An 18,543-nucleotide genomic window follows, 5' to 3' on the forward strand; every position below is an offset into this window, starting at 1 on the left:
TGGGAGCATGGGGTGATCTCCAGAAACTGTTTATCCATCGCAATTGGAATGATATACAGAAAAGCGATACAGTATCGGAAAATGGCTTGTCAAGACATTTTCCATAAATTATCTTACTAAATTAATCGGATAGGCTGACTGATTCAAAATCTGTGGCTAAACCGCTGTTTCAGGATAGTAGGTAGCCGCCCTCGCTGGGCAGGATGATATAAAGATCTGCTGAATAACTTGTTATGTATATTAGCCTTCGGTGAGAACAAAAATGTTTGATGACTTAACCACCTACTACCATGAAAATGTTGTCTCGACGTATATGGACTACCGCGACATCAAACGTTCTGGCACCGCAGGACGTAGCAGAGATATTCGTAATGCAATAATAGCCGCGTCAGCACTATTCCATCTACGCGAGCACCTCCCCAGGCCCAATCAACCAACTCGAGCGGCCACGGAAAAGCTATGCCCTGAATATGGGCTCTTGGGTGACATTGTTAACGCTGCAAAACATAAGTCTATCTCTCGTAACACACCTCACGGCACTCCACTGTTAGCCGACGCTACTCAAATTGATGAGCGAATCGTATTAACAGAATACTTGGACGAGAAAGGTCCATATCGTTTTGCTGAAAAAACTGTGATTGCAAAACTTTCAGACGGCTCGGAACGTGATCTGTTTGAAATCCTTACGGTCGTAATGAATTACTGGGAAAATTTTCTTTATTCGTTAGGCATTCTCCCTTCTCTTCGCATTTTCCCCAATGACAGTAATAAACATCCGAGAACCAGGAAAGAATGGGAAGAAAACCGTCTGGATTTTGAAATCGTAAAAGGCCATCGTTTTCATCAATCAATGCGCCTACAGAGGTTCAACTATCAAACCGAAACTATTGAACCAATCGATCTCACAGGGTCTCAAGTAAAGTTCAACATATACAAGCCAGCCTACGAAATTAACTTGTCATTAACTCATGACGCTAGCGGCAAAGAGTTTAAGAAAACTATCACGCTGAGTGACGACGAAAGCGAAACAGTAGCACATTGCAAAACAGACGAAGATAGACAGGCATATATAAATTCGCTGCCTTGCGCACATGAAGCTTTACGCCAGTTAGCAATAGAAGCCGGGGTTGTCAATGATTCCGCTGACACTCTAAATATTTCAAATAAAGAAGGCACATAACAAGCGGGTCAACCAGACGGCGAAGAGCAGCGTTGCACTATTCGCGTCCTGGTTCAGTGGCCGCCGCTGGTTACCCTTGGCGTTATGTGTGAATAAAATGAAAAACCAACCTGAACAACTCTTTAATATAGCGATAAAATCTTTACCAGAAAGTACTACATCATTGATTGACTTATTTTCTGCTTTATTAACACCTACCATTGCTTTAATTATGGTTTATATTGCTTACCAACAGTATAAAGTTAATGAACAAAGGTTAAAGCATGAAACATATGAAAATAGGATAAAAATTTATAAGTCTGTAAACAAATTTATCTCTCAGATTACAGCAAATGGTCATCCTACCTATACTGAATGCCACATATTCTACTCAGAGGCATCTGAAGCAGCATTTTTATTTAATTCTAAAATTATCACACATATTGAAGATCTTTACCAAAAAGGTATCGATTTAAGCAGTCTTCAAGAAGAATTATATCCTTCTGATGGAAGTAAAGGAATAGAAGTTGGAGAAGAACGAACATCAATTTCCCAACAAAAATCTATATTATTTAAATGGTTTGTAGCTCAGCTTGAAGTATCACAAAAATTATTTACGGCAGAAATTGGACTAAAAAAATAATTAATAGTTAAAACTAGAACTTGTTACAAAGTAAAATATTAAACCAAAAATACACATAACAATTCGCTCAAGCACGACGCGCGGGCACGCCAGTTTTATCGGCTTCGGCCAACTTAATACAACTCGAAATCAACAGCCCAAAGCGAAGCGCGCGTCTTAGCTTTGCGTTATGCATCGATATTTTCTAAAGCACACAAGAATGAGGTTGAATAATGACATCGTCAGATCATCCAATTAAATGCTTAAAAAAGGACAATGTCATTAATGTTTTTTTCGTTTGGCTGTTTTCCCTGAAACCTATGGAAACGCCAGCTGAAACCGAAACAGACAATTTGATATTAAGTATGAAAACAACTGCAACAAGCAGATACAACGCTTCTGTTAGGCTTAAACATCGAGCAAAATTTGCCTTTTTCACCACAACAATACTTTCTTTAGGGCTTATATTTATACCTCTTATGCAAAATGCTGGAGTTAAGATAGCATTTCCTATTGGGGTCTTGAATGCAATGCAAATATTTCTAGCAGTTTCAGTTCTTGTGTACTCAGTAATAATTGGCACGGCTCGCTACGATTTGCGTAGTGAGAAACTAAATGAATGTGGAAATAAACTAAAAGAAATAATTAGAGAAATTCGCAGAGAAAAGGAAACATGTGGTGGAGCGATCTCTGGAGAATATCTTAAAACACTTCAGCAAAGATATTCAGACATAACAACAGAAGTTGAAAATCACATTAGAAATGACTACAGGCTTTCATTGTTAAATATGAAAGATGAATATTCTATTACTGGTTTTAAAAGGTTAAATCTTTGGATTGAATATACATTAGTGAATATTTTCAATTATTTAACATCAATAATATTGTTATTCGTTGAGCTAGTTTTTATTACTGACATGCTAGGTGTATCTAGCTTGTTGGTGGGGTTTCTAAATGGTTGCAAGTAATTCATGGTGTAGCAACATGTATCAAACTAATAATTGCATAACAAAAGCACTACCTTTAGGCGTTATGCTTTAATTTCGAAACATTATTGAACAAAAACCACGGTCAAATCCATGCCCAAAAAGAATAGCAAAATAAAAAATCAATATTCTGGATTTGTCCTGACATTTGAGCCAGAACGCACACAATGGCTTGCAGAACGTTTATATCCTGATAACGAAATAACTGAGTCATTTTCTGCCATAGATTGGGAGTTTGAACGTAGAGAATTAGTTTTCCTCGTACTAGAAACTGAGCCTCTATCAATTTCTGCAATGGCGTTAATGGAGCGAATGCATGGAAGTGGCGGTTCTGGCAAACTGAAAATGCGAATGTCAAAGACGATTGTCTTTGATACTCAAATTTCTGAACACGAGTTGAATTGGAAGGAATTAAATTCGGTTGTATCAACTCCCGAAAGACTAAAACGCACGGACTTTAAAGCTTGGGAGTTTTTGCTCACCAAAATACGCAAACTCCGTCCTGAATATAAAGAATTAATTGACCAGCTTATTCTTTATCGTGAGACAGAGCTTCGTTTACTCGGCCAGTCTGACCGCGTAGCGAGATTGAATGAACAACGTGATGGCCTTGGTTTAACCCTTGATATTGCACAGCTTGATCGTTCATCAGTTCTCAAGGGAATGAACATTGAAAAAGCAGATGAAGCAAATTCAATACTTGATCTGTTAGACACCTTGCCAATTCAAGAGCGTAGCTTACTTGAGCATGACGCTAGGCTTTTTAAATCATTGCTTGGAGAACAACCTTATCATTCTGCCGTTTTTTCAAACGGCGCTGACAGATCTGTTCGTATTCACGTTGTTGATCAAACCGATATCGAGACTGTCCTTGGTATAGATTTAATTATTTATAATACCTGCTTCGATAACTTTTTGCTCTTGCAGTACAAGAGGATGCAGAAAGGTAGTAAAGGTTGGGTTTATCAAATTAACCCAACTTCTAATCTCAACCAACAACTCAAAGCCATGGCCAGTTTTAAATCTGCAGTTGCATCATCCACGCCTCCATCTCCTACGCTTTGGAGTTATCGTCTAAACGACAACCCTTTTTACTTCAAGTTTTGCGAGCAATTCCGTCCTGAGGCTCGCGATGATAGCCTTGTACCCGGGATCACAATGTGTGAAAGTCATTTGACAGAATATCTGGCACTGCCTGAATCCCGTGGACCTAAAGGTGGTTTGTCAGTCGGTTATCACAACTGTCCTCGCTATCTAAATAATACTGAGTTCATTCAATTAGCGCGCGTGGGTTGGATCGGAACTGGAATGCAGGCTTTGCCATTACTGCAGAAAGTCCTAGAGGCAAATCAGAAAGGTGGCCGTGCTGCAATGTTTGCAATAATTGATAGGGAACAATCTCAATCAGCTACTGGCAGAGGTCGGAACTATAACCAAAAGATAGCATAACAAAATTATTAACCAGACCGCGGGGACGTTGCCGGCGCTACGCGTCAAGCTCAGTGGCGCGGTCTGGTTATAATCGGCGTTAACACGGCATGAAGAAACAAAAAAAACGAAATAACCAGATTGCTCCTTTTGTGGTGAATTTTTGCAAAAATATTTCACCTGAGACTCCAATCCTTGTCCCACTTCGGCCACTCATGGGAAAGCCAGCTAATGAATGTTTCACTCTCGTTCCAGAGCATGTTTCCACATACGGCGGAAAACAGCATATTGGATGGAGCATTCATGTCTGGAAGTCTGTTTTGATTGAGGCCGAGTTTCATTGCGTCTGGGAGTCTCCAGAAGGGGAACTCATCGACATCACGCCGAAGATGTTTGAAGCTGAAAACATTATTTTCCTCCCTGATTCCACAAAAAGTTACACAGGAAGACAAGTCGATAACATCAGAAAGTCTATCTCCTCCGATGTGAACGTGACAAAATTCATCAGGCTAGCCCAAGAATACTACAGGTACATTAACCATGGAGACTTGGCCGATTACCACGGAGAGATTGAGATCAAAGAAGACTTTATTGACCAATACAACCTTATGGTAGAACTGGAACGCAATCTCATTCGTAAATTTGGATACGGCAGAGGTATAGCCACAATCGGTGGATTTGTGCGTAATCATTTACCCTTCTCCATCGTAAATTAATGCAAGTCAGCCAACAAAAAATTCCAGCCGACCGCGTGGAACTGCTGGTTTTGAATCTAGCAGTTCAGTGGCGCGGTCGGCTGAATTAAAGCGTTAATGCGCCGCAATGGAATCAGCCGTTGCAACCCTCGTCGCCAACAAAAAATTGCTCAAGGATTTTGGAGTTAGTAAGAAGTGAGGTTATTTCGTCTCCCCGCCCTGCAAGGAGCTGTTGCAACGAGGCGACCGACGCATTGCTTAGACCAGCCAGTTTTCCACGGTCAATTCCGGGATACGCACAAAATGGCGGATGTTGCCGGTAACCAGAACGAGTTTGTTAGCCAGGGCGATGGCGGCGATTTCGAGATCGGCAAGGGGTAGCGGGGTTCCCGCCTTTTCCAGCTCGGCGCGGACTCGGCCGCAGACAAAGGCAGCCTTGCTGTCGAAACCAAGAAGATTCACCGCAGGCAACAGAATCTCTTGCAGGTTCCGCAGATGATGGGCGGGCCTGTTGCTTTTGCAGGCGCCATACACGATTTCCGAGATGGTGACGGTGGAGATGTACTGCTGGTTGCGGGGGATGTCGGCCAGCATGGCCAACAAACCGGGGTTCGGCTGTTTTTTGAAGATATTGATGATGATGTCCGTATCAAAGAGATACATCGCGGCCTTCCCCTCCCTGATGCCGAAGCTCGCCGAGATCGGTCAGCGCCTCTGCCACCTCCTCGAAATCCGGCCACAACGAAGCCACGGCGGCAAGTCCCTGACGCTCCTGATGCTGCTCGATGATCTTCAGATCGTCCAGACTGACCAGGGCTGCCACCGGCTTGTCCCGCCGGGTAATGACGAATCGTTCATGACCATGAGCGCTTTTGGCAATGAGTTCGGAAAGATGACTTTTGGCATTGGCAACGGATACTTGCGGCATGATAAAACTCCTGCTGGCAAAAGGTTACAATTAAGCGAGATGACTATTATGACCATATGATAGTCATCTCGCTGGCAACTTGTCAAGGACGATTATATTTAAGAGAAGGGGGGGCAAGGGCATGGCTGTCTGCCGAAAAAGAACGCAGGGCCAAGAACTCTGGTTGTTGATCGTTCAAAACTGTTCTAGGATAGGGGAAATAGCCAGCCGGAATCCGAACAATCCCAGCCAGACACACCACGATGCCAACCCGACACCCCGACAAAATCCCCAGCCTGGTCTTTGCCAATGCCGCGGGCGAGATCACGGATTATCCCGAGCTTGAGATGGCGGGCCGCAGCGGCAGCCATTTTTCCCGGCCCGGGCTCGAAGATCTTATCCCCCTGCCCGAGGGCAGCGACATCTTCGTGCTGCCGGGCCGCTTGCCCGTGGGTATCGACCCGGAAACCGGCGAGCCGCTTCTGGTTGAAGAAAACCCGCTGAATCCCGGCGCCGGCCTCCAGGCGGTGGCGGCCTTCATGTCCCCGGCCCATACAGCCATCCACTGGGCCGGATTTGAAAAACCAAAGGGAGATCTGCCGCATCTGCCGCTGTTTGCCTACACCGCCGTGGGCTGGCTCGACGGCCGGTTCTGGGTCAGCGCTTTTCGCAGCGATCCGGACAAGCGCCAGGAGATGAACCGCTTCCAGCCGGAAAAACTTGCCCGCCGCACCGAGCAGTGGCTGAGGCAGCACGAGCAGAACCGGCTCATCCAGCACCTGGGCAAGTGCTGCCTTACCTACCGCTGCCCGGCGGCGATCAACTATTTTCTCCGGCAGTTTGAAGCGCCCCTGCCCTGCTCGCCGGTGTGCAACGCCCAATGCCTGGGCTGCATCTCGCTCCAGCCCTCGGGCTGTTGCCCCTCCACCCAGGACCGGATCAATTTTGTCCCCACCCCCAAGGAAATCGCCGAGATCGCGGTGCCGCATCTCAAGGCCGTCCAAGGCGGGGTGGCGAGCTTCGGCCAGGGCTGCGAGGGCGAACCCCTGCTCCAGGCCGACACCATTGAGGCCGCCATCCTCCTGATCCGCAAGGAAACCGGCCAGGGCACCATCAACCTCAACAGCAACGCCGGACTGCCCCAGGCCGTGGACCGTCTGGCTCATGCGGGCCTCGACAGCCTGCGGGTCAGCATGAACAGCGCGCAGTCCGTTTACCACCAGCGCTACTACCGGCCTAAGGGATTCAACCTGGATTCGGTCAAGCAGTCAATCCGGGTCATGAAGCAGCATGACCGTTTTGTTTCGCTCAATTACTTCATCCTGCCCGGCTTCACCGACGACCCGGGGGAGTTTGCCGCCCTGTGCGAGCTGATTGCCGAATACCAGCCGGATTTCCTCCAGCTCCGCAACCTCAACATGGACCCGGACTGGTATTTTGAGTCCTTGCAATTCAAGGAAGGCGGCCCGCCCATGGGCATCCGCGCCTGGCTCAAACAACTAAAACAACGCTTTCCCAGGCTGCGTTACGGTTATTTTAATCCGCCCCTGCGCTGAACCTGATCTCACAGGACACAGATATGGGCACGCAAAAACTGCCCTTCGACAAGCTCAGGGTGAGCAGCGCTAGCGGCGACGGATGTTATCTTAACTATATTCCGTTCGTGCTGAGCCTGTCGAAGCACCTGCTTGAAACAAATTCTGAAATTCCACGAGCGCATCACCAATGACCGCCGCCATCAAGATCCTCTGCTTCCTCTTCTGGGGCAACCTGCTACCGCCCCTGGCCAGCCTGGCCCTGGGCGACCGATTGGCCAGGCCCGTGGACCACGGGGCCACCTGGTTCGACGGCCAGCCGCTCTTCGGCCCCCATAAAACCATCCGGGGCATCCTGACCAGCCTGGTCGGCACCACCCTTTCCTTCCCGCTGCTGGGGGTTTCCTGGCAGACGGCCATGGGCGCCGGAGCCCTGCTCATGGCAGGCGATCTGCTCTCCAGCTTTATCAAGCGGCGGCTGCATCTGGCCAGCGGCGAATCGGTCTTCGGGTTGGACCAGATTTTCGAAGCGCTACTGCCCGCCCTCTATCTGGCCAGCCGGATGCAGACCCCTCTCTGGTCACCACTCCTGGCCCTGGTCATCTTCGTGCCGGTGGCCCATGCCGGAGCCCGGTTCTGGAAGTATGTCCTCTTCAAGCCCCCCATGGAAAACTATCCGCGTTTTATCCGCTCCACGGTGCGGCTGCGCGAATGGCGCTCGTGCCACCAGCCCCTGGCGCGCTGGCATGTCTTGTTCAATCTTTCTTCCCTGATCTACAACCGGGTAGTCGTGTCCACTGTTTTCCGCCTTCTGGGGTTTTACAGGCAGGGGGTTGCCAATGCCCTGCAACTGGAGCTGAGCGAACACGACATTCCCTGCCCCAGCCTGCCACACCCTTTTGACGGCTTTACCATCCTGCTGCTCACCGACCTGCATCTCGACGGTTTGCCGGGATTGGTCGATCAGGCCCTCGCCACAATCGGAGAGCGGAGCTTCGACCTCTGCCTGATCGGCGGCGACATCCGGATGGAAACCTACGGCCCCATCGCCCCAAGCCTCAGGGAGCTGCGCCGCCTGCTGCCCCATATCGCAACGAAGCACGGGACTTTCGGGGTGCTGGGCAACCACGACTGCATCGAGATGGTTCCGGATTTCGAGGAGGCAGGGATGCTGATGCTGGTCAACGACGCAACCCTGATCGAAAAAAACGGCGCACATCTTTGGCTGGTCGGCATCGACGACCCCAACTACTACAAGACCCATGATCCGGCCAAAGCGTTCAGCACGGTGCCGCCCAACGGTTTCAGCATCCTGCTCGCTCACTCGCCCGAAGCCTATCGGGAAGCGGCCCGGCATCAGGCAGCCCTCTATCTCTGCGGCCATACCCACGGCGGCCAAATCTGCTTGTGCTCGGGCACGCCCATCTACACCAACAGCAGCGCTCCGCGCTTCACTGCCAGAGGACGCTGGCAATACCAGGGGATGCAGGGTTTCACCAGCCGGGGAGTCGGCGCTTCCGGCGCGCCGCTGCGTTTCAACTGCCCCGGCGAAATCGCCGTCCTCACCCTGCGCACCGCTGCATCACAACCGGCAACAGACACCTTGTAACCGGGCGTTGAAAAACTCGTTTTTCGACGCCCTGCGTACGAGCCAGGGATGGCTCGCCAATTTCGGCGAGTTCTAACTCGTTGAAATTGTGAGATCGGCCAGAATTCACTTCTGGCCGATCATGGCTGAAAAAAGCCAGGACACCTTTTTTCAACATCCTGCTAAGACCTTTTCGCGGAGACCCGCCATGCCGAACCAGCCCAAGGTGTGCATCGCCAACCGCTCGCTCACCATAACGGTCAACCCCGCCTTCAGCCTGCTCAACAACTACCTGATGCAGAACATCCCCATCCAGACCCTCTGCGGCGGCAAGGCTGCTTGCGGCCGCTGCCGGTTCCGGGTGCTTGAGAACGCATCCCACCTCAGCCCGGTGCGTCCCGCCGAAAAGGCCCGCCTCGGGGAAGCGTTGATCGCTGCGGGCTGGCGGCTTTCCTGCCAAAGCCATGCCTTGCGGGATATAACCATCGAGCTGCCGGGCCTGGAAGAGAAGCTTGACGACCTCCCCCAATCTGCCGTTTGATTCCACTGCAAAAACAACAACTTGCCATTTCAAAAAAGAATCGGTATGCTGACGGAAAAGTTCGTGTACCCCAACCATTTCAGGACATGACGCCATGCTCTCATGCTTTCGGCAAATACTTACCCAACCCAGCATCGCCATTGATCTCGGCACGGCCAACACCAGAGTGTACGCCAGCCAGGGAGAAGACTTCCGCGAAGAGCCGTCCCTGATTCAGCACATCCGCCAGGATCAGGAAGTTCAAGCTCCGGACGACTACTTCTCCTACCTCAACACCCAGTTCACCTCCTCCCCGTTGCGCGGCGGGGTGATTGTTGATATCCACAATGCCGTTTCCCTGCTGAAACCCCTGCTGAAACGAACGCGCACCGGCCTGCGGCACCCGGTTTCCCTGACCTGCGCCCCCACCGACACCACGGAGCTTGAACGGAAGCTGCTGACCAAGGCGGTCCGGGACGCAGGCGCCGCCCAGGTGGCCATTATTCCGGAGGTCTGGGCCGCGGCCATCGGCGCGGGGATCGACGTGACCCTCCCCTCCGCCCAAATACTCATCGATATCGGCGAAGGCGTCACCGACATGGCCGTGATCCGCGACGGGCAACTGGCCTTTGCCACCGCGACTCGCACGGCCTGCAGCGACCTGCAGAAAGCGATACGCTCCGCGATCATCTCCCGGCACAAGGTCTGCCCCGCCCACGCGGAGACGGAACGCCTGACCCACGAAATTGCCGCCTTGCAGCAAGGCAATGATGCGAACGACCGGGATATCCCGGTGCTGGGCATGGATATCATCCGCCGCCGTGAGGTGAGCATCGCGGTGCACAACCGGGAGATCCTCGACGCCATGGCTCCGGTGCTGGCAAAGATCCTTAAGATGATCGAAACAGGGCTCAGAAAACTTCCGGAAAACGTCTCCTGCGAGGTCGTGGAATCCGGCATCTGTCTCACCGGGGGCGGCAGTTGCATCCTGGGAATGGACAGCCTGATCGGGGCACACACCGGCCTTGAGGTGCGAATCGCGCCGGACCCCATGCACTCGGTGATCAACGGGGCAATCCAGACCCTGGAGTACTGGAAGGAAAAAGAAAACTGGTGGGAGAATATCGCCTGGCCCTGCATCCCTGCATAGGGCCGGAAAAATGAGCGCGAAAATGGCGCAGGACGCGCTGCACCAATAAGCCGGAAGGCAGAACTACCAGACGTTAGCGGATCTCAATGGCGCTGACCGGGCAGGAGGACGCAGCCTCTTCGCAGTCGCAGGTATGGCATTGGTCCGGCCCGATCACCCACGATTTGTCGTCCCGCAATTCAAAAACCGCCGGGCATAATTCCACGCACACCCCGCACCCGATGCACAGATCCTGATCCACTGTTGGCGTTGCCATGGTTCTCTCCTCGGTATGGTACGAGCCGAACTATTTCCCCTGATCCCGGAACCCTTCCCGGATCATCCGATATGTGCCGCTTGGTGTATCCAGATCATAAATATTGAAGTTGGTCCGCATGTCGAGCCCCTCGTAATGCACGGCGAAATTGAGAGAGGCCGAGCCTTCCGGACCGCTGACGATGCGGTGGAACACATGCCTCGGCCAGACCAGCATAGCGGGCTGATCGAGCAGCACCTTGCCGCCTTGCAGGATCTGGCTGGGGGTGACGGTGAAGCTCTCCATGCCGTGCGCCTGGATGTAGATATCCACCTGCCGCGTGCCGTACAGAACGATGAGATTGTCGTCCTGATGGGGATGCATGTACCAGGGGCGGGCCACCTCGCCCACCGGCCCGGGGGAAACCGCGCTCTTTTCGTGCAGCACCCGGTCGATGGCGTCGATGCGGGGCAGGCAACCCATGGGCACGTTGTCGAAAACCACCCCCGGGGTGCGGCGCAGCATCTTCAGGGGAATGATCCGGTAAAAATCCTGCACTTCCTTAAATATTTCGCAATCAGGCATGCTGTGCTCCTTGATAATCTTTGTACCCACCTACTTTCTTACAAAAGGACTGTGTGCTTCGACAAGCTCAGCACGAACGGATAAAAAACGAACTATCAATCGTCTGTTCGTTCGCCCTGAGCCTGTCGAAGGGCCACGTCAAAACGAAAAACCCGGGGATGGACTTTTTCAATATCCCTGCTATATTGTGACAGTTTTCGCGGCTTCCTGCAAGAGAACCTCGCCGGTCCGCCGGCCATTGGCATTGACAGCAACACCTAGGGAGAGCACCATGGACAAACATAGCGGCGCGGGGTTCACCCGGATCATCAACGCCTTTGGCTGGTCCATGGCGGGTTTGAAGGCTACCATGAAGCACGAAAAAGCCTTCCAGCAGGAGCTTGGCCTCTGCCTTGTCCTGGCGCCCCTCGGACTCTGGCTGGGCGAAACCGGCGTTGCAAAAGCGTTGCTCGTGGGCTCGCTTTTTCTGGTGCTGATCGTTGAGATCCTCAACAGCGCCATCGAAGCGGTGGTGGACCGGTTCGGCACCGAGCACCATCCCCTGTCCGGCCGCGCCAAGGACATGGGCTCGGCCGCCGTGTTCCTCGCCCTGGCCAATGTGGCGCTGATCTGGCTCCTGGTTCTCTTTTTCTAGTCGCGAAAAATATCCCACATTGTGGCACACCCTGCCCTTGACAACCGTCCCCTGGTCGGGAATAATCTCCATCTGTCGATTCAGCATATTGTCTTGTTTTTACGCCCTTAGATACAGGTAGCCCCATGAACAACACCCCCATCCGCCCCGCCGACTGCTTCAAACAGTATACCCTGGACCAAGACAAGGTCTGCAGCCCCATGGAGACGGTGAACCGCTTCAAGGCGCGGCTGGTCGAAGTGAACCTGGACATCCTCCAAGAGGTGCGCCGCATCGACAACGGCCGGTTGGACATCCCGGTCTATTTCAGCGTCTGCGGCAAGGATGCCCAGGCGGTGATCGGCAACAAGAAGCAGATGGGCAAGGGCAGCTCGCCGGAACAGTCCCAGGCCAGCGCCTGCATGGAACTGGCCGAGCGGTTCAGCTTCTTTTCCTTCAAGCAGGACGAAGAAAACTTCATCACCGACACCTACGCCAACCTCAAACAGTCCGGCCAGCCGCTTTTGCCCCTGGTCCGCCTCCTGCTCTCGGTCCATGACGAAAACACCGACATCGCCACCCTGGAGCGGCTCATCGAGGACATCCCCATCCAGTGGACCTGGGGTACCAACCTCAACAGCGGCGAGGTGCTGCTGGTGCCTTTTAGCTGGTTTTACGCGATCAACGAGTTCAACGGGCCGTCGGCGGGCAACACCTTTGAGGAGGCAATCCTCCAGGGGATCAGCGAACTGGTGGAGCGGCATGTCTGCTCCCTGGTCAACCACCACCATCTGACCACCCCGGCCATTGACCCGGACTCTGTCACCGACCCGGTGGCCCGCGAGCTGCTGGACAAGTTCCGCAAAAACAATATCGAACTCTACCTCAACGACTTCACCCTGGACACCGGCATCCCCACGGTGGCGGCCCTGGCCATCGACCGCTCCACCTTCCCGGCAACGAGCGAGATCGTCTATACCGCAGGCACTACCCCGGACCCGGAAAAGGCCCTGATCCGGGCGATCACCGAGGTGGCCCAACTGGCCGGGGACTTCAATTCCCAGGCCAACTACGTGGCCAGCGGGTTGCCCAAGCCCCTGTCCATGGACGAGGTGCGCTACCTCACCGAGACGGCAACCACCATCTCCATCCACGACATGGTGCAACTGGCCGACAACAACATGCGGATCGAGATCGAGCGCTGCCTGGCCGCCCTGTCCCGTTTAGGCCTTGAAGTGCTGGTGGTCAACACCATGCACGAAAAGCTCCAGGTCCCGGCGATCTACACCATCATCCCCGGCTGCCATTTCCGGGAGCGCTCCCGGATCAACAACGTGGGGCTGTTTGCCGCAAAGCTGGTGACCGAGCGGATTTGCGATGCAAACGAGCAGCTCGTCCAGCTCCTCAAGATGCAGCACTACCTGCCGGACGCCTATTATCTGGAGTATTATCTGGGCAAGAACATGCAGTCCCAAGGCGAACTTGCCGCGGCCGTGGCCCATCTGGAGCGGGCCCTGACCCTGCAGCCGGAGGAGGAGGATATCCCCTACATCTATTCCCATCTGGGCGATTGCCTGAAGGATATGGGGGAGTACGACCAAGCCATTGGCGCCCTGCGAAAAGGGATGGAACACGACGAGGAGCGGCCGGACATCCACAACCTGCTGGGGTTCTGCCATTTCAAGCGGGATGAGTACGAGGTGGCCATCGCCCATTTCCACCGGGCCGTGGAGCTGAACCCGGCCTCGGCCATCGACTACGCCAACCTCGGGGTCAATCACCGCAGGCTGGGCAACAGCGCGGAAGCGGCCCGCTACTTCGAGCTGGCCCTTGATCTGGATCCTGGCATTGAATTTGCCCGCACCCATCTGGCGGAGTTGAGTGCAGGCGACTGATTAGAAAGATCACTCCGATAAAAGCGGGCCTCTCAACAACTCGGGATTCTCTTCAAGCAGGTGCTTCGACAGGGCTCTCTTGAGCTTGTCGAAAGGCTCAGCACGAACGGAATATCAATAGATTAAGACGATGTCCGTTCGCCCTGAACCTGTCGAAGGGCAGTTGTTACGAATCACCGACAAAAGATGGATTCTCACAAGTCGTCACCCCGGCGAAGGCCGGGGTCCAGCTCTCCGGTGCTCGGCGGCGTGCCAATGGGATCTTTTCCCTTCCCCTCCCCCATTTGTCCTGCCGCGCCTCGCAGACGGGGGCGGAAAAAACGCTAAAACTGTTTGAGGGCGAAGCCCGAGTTTTTTAGCGTCCCGCCCTCGGCGAGAAGCAAGGGGAGCCCGCAGGGCCAGGACTGGCTGGGGTGCCTTTTTCTTGTTTCTTCTTTTGGGCACGCAAAAGAAGAAAAACCTGGCTCACCCCGCATACATCGCCGCCATCTCCACCGTATACCCCCCACCCTTCTCCTGACAGAGACAAAACGGCGATAGCACTTCCAGCCCCTCTCCCCCATCCTTCACCGCCTCCACCAGCACCAGCCCCGCCTCCGTTTCGGGATAGGCATGCACCATCCGCAACCGTTTCGGCGCAAGCCCGTTGTCCCGCAAGGCAGAAAGCAGAATCTCGGTCCGAGCGGCGGGATAAACAAAGGCCGCCCTCCCTCCGGACTTCAAGGCGAAGGCTGCCGCCTGGGCCATCTCCCCAATCCCGCCAAGGATCTCATGCCGGGCTTTTGCCCGTTCGGTTTCCGGATGATGGCGGCCGCTGGTGGTCGGGTAATAGGGAGGATTTGCCGCCACCCAATCAAAGCTGTTTGGGGGCAACAGGTCAGCAATGCGGCGGCAGTCGCCTTGGAGAACCGTAACCCGGCTTGCAAGGGAGTTGATGGCCACGTTCCGGCGCACGACCTCGGCCAGGCGCGGCTGCAGCTCAAGGGCGACAAGGCTGATCGTGGGGTGGCGGTGGGAGAGGATCAGGGAGACAACCCCGCATCCGGCGCCCAAATCGAGGATGCGGGCCTCGGGTTGCGGAGTGAAAAAATGGGCCAGGAGAACGGCATCCACGGAAAACCGGTAGCCCTGCCGGGGCTGCAGACAGCGCAGCGTGCCCCCAAACAGACTCTCTTCGCTGAGTTCCTCGGCAATGGCCATTCGATTTTGGATCAGGAGGGAATCTTGTAACTGATCACGGAACAAGCCCTCGAAAAAATGTCATCCAAAAATAAGCGGTCACAGGGTGCCGCAGATGCGCGAAAGAGGTTTGCCCGCTATCCCTGCGGAGCCAGGATAAGATCCCCTATGCCCGGTTCCCGGACAGGGGCTCTAAACATCAGGTATGCGGGCAGGCCGATGACAAAGCAGATGCGGTGCCATGTGGCCGCTTATGGAATTTTTTCTTCGGGCACGATCTTATTAAGCAGCAGCCCGGTGAGCAGCTTGGGGTAAAAATAGGTGGACTTGTGCGGCATGACCAGCCCCTCGTCCGCCACCCTCTTTACCTGGGACACCAGGGTCGGGTTCATCAAAAAAAGCAGGGGGCTGCGGTCGGCGTTGCTCTCGCCCTCCTTGATCGCCACATCCAGGGCGGTATCCGGATCGCTGTAATAGTCCACCAGATTTTCCTGTACGCACCGGTCATGACTAAGCTGGAGCAGCCGCTCGATGATGAGGTCGGAGAGGATCACCACGTCCAGCTCGCGCAGGGAGGCGGGCTGCTTGGTGCCCAAGGCCTCGTCGATCACGCCGTCGCGCAGGGTCAGGAGCAGACAGCGATCCTCCTGGGGATGGTACAGGCCAAACATCGTGGCTGCGCCGGAATTTTCCGCCATGCGGGAGAGAACCTCGGTCATCAGGGTCTCGCGGGAGCCGTCAATGATCTCGTCGATGATAAAGCTCTGCGCCAGCTTGGCCATCAACCCGTCCAGGGCTACGGACTCGGGCATCCGCACCAGCCGGTGGGTGGGGAGCACGGACAACCCCGGATCTTCCATGCCGCAGAGATACATCATCGTGTGGTTGTAAGGGCTGTCGCTCGCCACCGCGCCCAGCCGCTCCCGCATCAGGGCGCGGAACTGAAGGGCCGTGGTGTAGCGGTGGTGGCCGTCGGCGATGTAGAGGGATTTTTCGCGAAACAGCGCGCGAACCTGGGCAAGAATCGCCGGATCGGTCACCCCCCAGATGGTATGGATGCAGCCGTCGTGGTCCGTGGCGCTGGCCAGGGGCTCGGCGGAGCGGCCGGATTCCAGCAGGGCCATGACCTGCCCCTGAGCATCGGGGTACAGGGAAAAGATCGGGCTGAACTGGGCATGGCAGGTGTCCAGCAGGCTGAGCCGGTCGGAGGTGACGCCGGAAAAGGTCTTCTCGTGGGGCTTGACGACCCCCTCGGCAAACTCGGCCAGTTGCACCAGGCAGAGCAAGCCTTTTCTGGTAAGGCGCTTGCCGGAGGGCAGGGAATACTCGGTATGGTAGAGATAGATGGCGGGTTCGTTGTCCCGGACCAGCACCCCTTCCTGCTGCCACTTGGCAAAAGTCTCCTTGGCCTGGCGGTACCTGGCTTCGGTCAACTGATCGGCGCTGAAATTCTTGCTCAGGTCCAGATGGATCATGTTGTAGGGATTCTTGCCGGCAAAGGCGGCCTGGGCCTGAAGGTCGATCACGTCATAGGGCGGGGTGACCACCTCTTCCAGGTGCTGGATCTTGGCCGGGTTGTATCGAAGGGCGCGAAAGGGCGCGATCAAAGCCATTGTTCTGTCTCCTTGCCTGGCCAGACTGGGCTTGCACCCAAGCCTGCCGGCAAATGCTCCCGGCGCGCATGAACCGGTTGACTTCCCCTGGGGGAATAGATATGTTTTGTAAATTATGCCAATAGAGCTTCTTGCAAAAATCTTGTTTGTGGTTCGACAGGCTCACCACGAACGGAAAAATCAATGATTTCGATATAGCTACCGTTCGCCCTGAGCTTGTCGAAGGGTGTTTTCGACGTTTTGCAGGAGCCTCTTTACATAGTAAAAAAACGCCCACATTTCAAGTGGACATTGTACCCGGACCGCAAACTTTTACAAACGAACTTTTCCCATACCCAAGAGGTGTTACCATGTACGATATCTTCACCCGCACCCATTTTTCCTCGGGCCACCATCTGCGCAACTATCCGGGCAATTGCGAGCGCCCCCACGGCCACAACTGGAAGGTGGAGGTGACGGTGCGCGCCACCGAGCTGGACGAACTGGGCATGGGCATCGACTTCAAGAACCTAAAAAAGGCGGTGAACGTGATCATGGAGGAGCTGGATCACCAGAATCTCAACGAGCTTCCGGCCTTTCAGAAGAAAAACCCCTCTTCCGAAAACATCGCCGCCTATATCTTCGACCGCCTCAGGGAAACCCTCACCTCCGAGCGCTACCGGCCCTACAGCGTCACGGTCTGCGAAACGGAGAACTGCTGCGTGACCTACCGTGAGGGATGATTCCACCCTGCAAATTTCCGAGATCTTTTACAGCATCCAGGGGGAGTCTTCCTTTGCGGGCTACCCCTGCCTTTTTTTCCGCCTCTCCGGCTGCAACCTGCGCTGCTCCTACTGCGACGCCAAGTACACCTACGAGGAGCCGGGCCGCCCCACCCCGCTCAACACCCTGCTGAGCGAGGCGGCGCGATACCCCAAGGCCCTGATCGAGATCACCGGCGGCGAGCCCCTCTTGCAAGCTGGGGTCTACCCGCTCATGGACGGGCTGCTCGCAGCGGGCCGCACCGTGCTGCTCGAAACCAACGGCAGCCTGAGCATTAAACAGGTGCCGCGCGAGGTGGTGAAGATCCTCGACCTCAAATGCCCGGACAGCGGGATGGCCGAAAAGATGGACCTTGCCAACCTCGATCTGCTCACGCCCCACGACGAGATCAAGTTTGTGGTCAGCTCCCGCGCCGACTACGACTGGGCCAAGGCAATGATAGCGGACCACCGGTTGGCCGAAAAGGCCAAGCTGATCCTCTCTCCGGTGATCGGCCGGATTACCCCTGCCCTGCTGGCCCAGTGGCTCATGGATGATGCCCTCCCGGCCCGGATTCAGCTTCAGCTCCACACCCTGCTCTGGCCGGGGATGCAGCGGGGGGTCTGACTCCCCCCATCGCAGACAACCAGCAACCAACAGGAGAATGACCGCATGGACATGAAAGAGTATCTTGAGAGCACCGCCGGCCGAGGGGTTCTGGCCACAGCCGGTGGCGATGGCCGGGTTGACGCCGCACTCTACAGCGTTCCGCATGTTCTGGAGGATGGCGTCGTCGCCTTTCTCATGCGCGACCGGCTCTCCCACCGCAATATCCAGGAAAACCCGCACGCCACTTTTCTCTTCATGGCAGACGGGCCAGGCTCCCGCGGAGTGCGCCTTTTTCTCAAAAAAATCAAAGAAGAAACCGACCCCGCCGCGATCAAGAGCCTGATGCGAAGACACCTCACCCCGGAGGAGGATCAGGCCCGGGGGATGACCTTCCTGGTCTCCTTTGCGGTGGAGAAAATTCTGCCCCTGATCGGTGACGATCCGGCCAAAATTCCTTTTTGCTGAACCGAAAAACCCATTGCC

Annotated in this window: 20 protein-coding genes; 14 read left to right on the forward strand and 6 right to left on the reverse strand. The window is 54.4% G+C overall.

The window, feature by feature from the left end; genetic code table 11:
- The first annotated feature begins 262 nt into the window (after window positions 1–262).
- The 5 genes from MWR57_RS08085 to MWR57_RS08105 all read left to right on the forward strand — a co-directional run bounded on the left by MWR57_RS08085 (window position 263) and on the right by MWR57_RS08105 (window position 4,911).
- Complete coding sequence (locus MWR57_RS08085) at window positions 263–1,180, forward strand: hypothetical protein (RefSeq protein ID WP_423124294.1); 918 nt, start codon at window positions 263–265, stop codon at window positions 1,178–1,180.
- An 88-nt stretch (window positions 1,181–1,268) separates the two neighbouring features.
- A complete protein-coding gene (locus MWR57_RS08090; RefSeq protein ID WP_423124295.1) occupies window positions 1,269–1,802 on the forward strand; it encodes a hypothetical protein in 534 nt (177 codons plus the stop codon).
- 212 nt (window positions 1,803–2,014) lie between these two features.
- Complete coding sequence (locus tag MWR57_RS08095) at window positions 2,015–2,749, forward strand: SLATT domain-containing protein (RefSeq protein WP_423124296.1); 735 nt, start codon at window positions 2,015–2,017, stop codon at window positions 2,747–2,749.
- 111 nt (window positions 2,750–2,860) lie between these two features.
- Window positions 2,861–4,216, forward strand: a complete 1,356-nt coding sequence (locus tag MWR57_RS08100; RefSeq protein ID WP_423124297.1) for a hypothetical protein — start codon at window positions 2,861–2,863, stop codon at window positions 4,214–4,216.
- A gap of 89 nt (window positions 4,217–4,305) precedes the next feature.
- On the forward strand, window positions 4,306–4,911 hold the full coding sequence (locus MWR57_RS08105) for a hypothetical protein (RefSeq protein WP_423124298.1): 606 nt from the start codon (window positions 4,306–4,308) through the stop codon (window positions 4,909–4,911).
- Between the two features lie 237 nt (window positions 4,912–5,148).
- On the opposite strand, the gene MWR57_RS08110 is transcribed toward MWR57_RS08105, so the two are convergent.
- Both MWR57_RS08110 and MWR57_RS08115 read right to left on the reverse strand, forming a co-directional pair.
- Window positions 5,149–5,553, reverse strand: coding sequence for a type II toxin-antitoxin system VapC family toxin (locus tag MWR57_RS08110; protein WP_423124299.1), 405 nt, complete (start codon window positions 5,551–5,553; stop codon window positions 5,149–5,151).
- Window positions 5,540–5,818, reverse strand: a complete 279-nt coding sequence (locus MWR57_RS08115; protein WP_423124300.1) for a type II toxin-antitoxin system Phd/YefM family antitoxin — start codon at window positions 5,816–5,818, stop codon at window positions 5,540–5,542. The genes MWR57_RS08110 and MWR57_RS08115 overlap by 14 nt, the downstream gene beginning before the upstream one ends.
- A gap of 242 nt (window positions 5,819–6,060) precedes the next feature.
- Between MWR57_RS08115 and MWR57_RS08120 the strand changes: the two genes are divergently transcribed.
- The 4 genes from MWR57_RS08120 to MWR57_RS08135 all read left to right on the forward strand — a co-directional run bounded on the left by MWR57_RS08120 (window position 6,061) and on the right by MWR57_RS08135 (window position 10,590).
- On the forward strand, window positions 6,061–7,353 hold the full coding sequence (locus MWR57_RS08120; RefSeq protein WP_423124301.1) for a radical SAM family protein: 1,293 nt from the start codon (window positions 6,061–6,063) through the stop codon (window positions 7,351–7,353).
- A gap of 169 nt (window positions 7,354–7,522) precedes the next feature.
- The gene (locus tag MWR57_RS08125) at window positions 7,523–8,941 is read left to right on the forward strand and encodes a CDP-archaeol synthase (RefSeq protein ID WP_423124302.1); all 1,419 of its coding nucleotides are present in this window, start codon (window positions 7,523–7,525) and stop codon (window positions 8,939–8,941) included.
- A 187-nt stretch (window positions 8,942–9,128) separates the two neighbouring features.
- Window positions 9,129–9,461: a 2Fe-2S iron-sulfur cluster-binding protein gene (locus MWR57_RS08130; RefSeq protein WP_423124303.1), complete on the forward strand. Its 333-nt coding sequence runs from the start codon at window positions 9,129–9,131 to the stop codon at window positions 9,459–9,461.
- A 94-nt stretch (window positions 9,462–9,555) separates the two neighbouring features.
- Entirely contained in the window at window positions 9,556–10,590 is a 1,035-nt protein-coding gene (locus MWR57_RS08135) for a rod shape-determining protein (RefSeq protein WP_423124304.1), read from the forward strand.
- 73 nt (window positions 10,591–10,663) lie between these two features.
- Here the strand turns inward: MWR57_RS08135 and MWR57_RS08140 are convergent, their stop codons facing one another.
- Window positions 10,664–10,846, reverse strand: coding sequence for a ferredoxin (locus tag MWR57_RS08140; RefSeq protein ID WP_423124305.1), 183 nt, complete (start codon window positions 10,844–10,846; stop codon window positions 10,664–10,666).
- Between the two features lie 30 nt (window positions 10,847–10,876).
- Window positions 10,877–11,410, reverse strand: coding sequence for a hypothetical protein (locus tag MWR57_RS08145; protein ID WP_423124306.1), 534 nt, complete (start codon window positions 11,408–11,410; stop codon window positions 10,877–10,879).
- Window positions 11,411–11,681: 271 nt separating this feature from the next.
- On the opposite strand from MWR57_RS08145, the gene MWR57_RS08150 reads away from it, so the two are divergent.
- Window positions 11,682–12,044 (forward strand): diacylglycerol kinase, encoded by a 363-nt coding sequence (locus tag MWR57_RS08150; RefSeq protein ID WP_423124307.1) that lies wholly within the window; start codon window positions 11,682–11,684, stop codon window positions 12,042–12,044.
- Window positions 12,045–12,169: 125 nt separating this feature from the next.
- Window positions 12,170–13,918, forward strand: coding sequence for a YcaO-like family protein (locus MWR57_RS08155; protein WP_423124308.1), 1,749 nt, complete (start codon window positions 12,170–12,172; stop codon window positions 13,916–13,918).
- Between the two features lie 465 nt (window positions 13,919–14,383).
- Here MWR57_RS08155 and MWR57_RS08160 read toward each other — a convergent pair whose 3' ends face one another.
- Both MWR57_RS08160 and MWR57_RS08165 read right to left on the reverse strand, forming a co-directional pair.
- On the reverse strand, window positions 14,384–15,118 hold the full coding sequence (locus MWR57_RS08160; RefSeq protein ID WP_423124309.1) for a tRNA1(Val) (adenine(37)-N6)-methyltransferase: 735 nt from the start codon (window positions 15,116–15,118) through the stop codon (window positions 14,384–14,386).
- A 230-nt stretch (window positions 15,119–15,348) separates the two neighbouring features.
- The gene (locus MWR57_RS08165) at window positions 15,349–16,710 is read right to left on the reverse strand and encodes a DUF1015 domain-containing protein (RefSeq protein WP_423124310.1); all 1,362 of its coding nucleotides are present in this window, start codon (window positions 16,708–16,710) and stop codon (window positions 15,349–15,351) included.
- 350 nt (window positions 16,711–17,060) lie between these two features.
- Here MWR57_RS08165 and queD point away from each other — a divergent pair, with 350 nt between their 5' ends.
- The 3 genes from queD to MWR57_RS08180 are packed head-to-tail and all read left to right on the forward strand — an operon-like array spanning window position 17,061 to window position 18,525.
- Complete coding sequence (gene queD, locus MWR57_RS08170) at window positions 17,061–17,432, forward strand: 6-carboxytetrahydropterin synthase QueD (protein WP_423124311.1); 372 nt, start codon at window positions 17,061–17,063, stop codon at window positions 17,430–17,432.
- Entirely contained in the window at window positions 17,422–18,078 is a 657-nt protein-coding gene (locus MWR57_RS08175) for a radical SAM protein (protein WP_423124312.1), read from the forward strand. Before queD ends, MWR57_RS08175 begins: the two co-directional genes overlap by 11 nt.
- A gap of 45 nt (window positions 18,079–18,123) precedes the next feature.
- Entirely contained in the window at window positions 18,124–18,525 is a 402-nt protein-coding gene (locus tag MWR57_RS08180; RefSeq protein ID WP_423124313.1) for a pyridoxamine 5'-phosphate oxidase family protein, read from the forward strand.
- The last annotated feature ends 18 nt before the right edge of the window (window positions 18,526–18,543 follow it).

Origin of the sequence: Hydrosulfovibrio ferrireducens (genome assembly GCF_046883345.1) — a bacterium.
Taxonomy (GTDB): domain Bacteria; phylum Desulfobacterota; class Desulfobulbia; order Desulfobulbales; family Desulfurivibrionaceae; genus Thiovibrio; species Thiovibrio ferrireducens.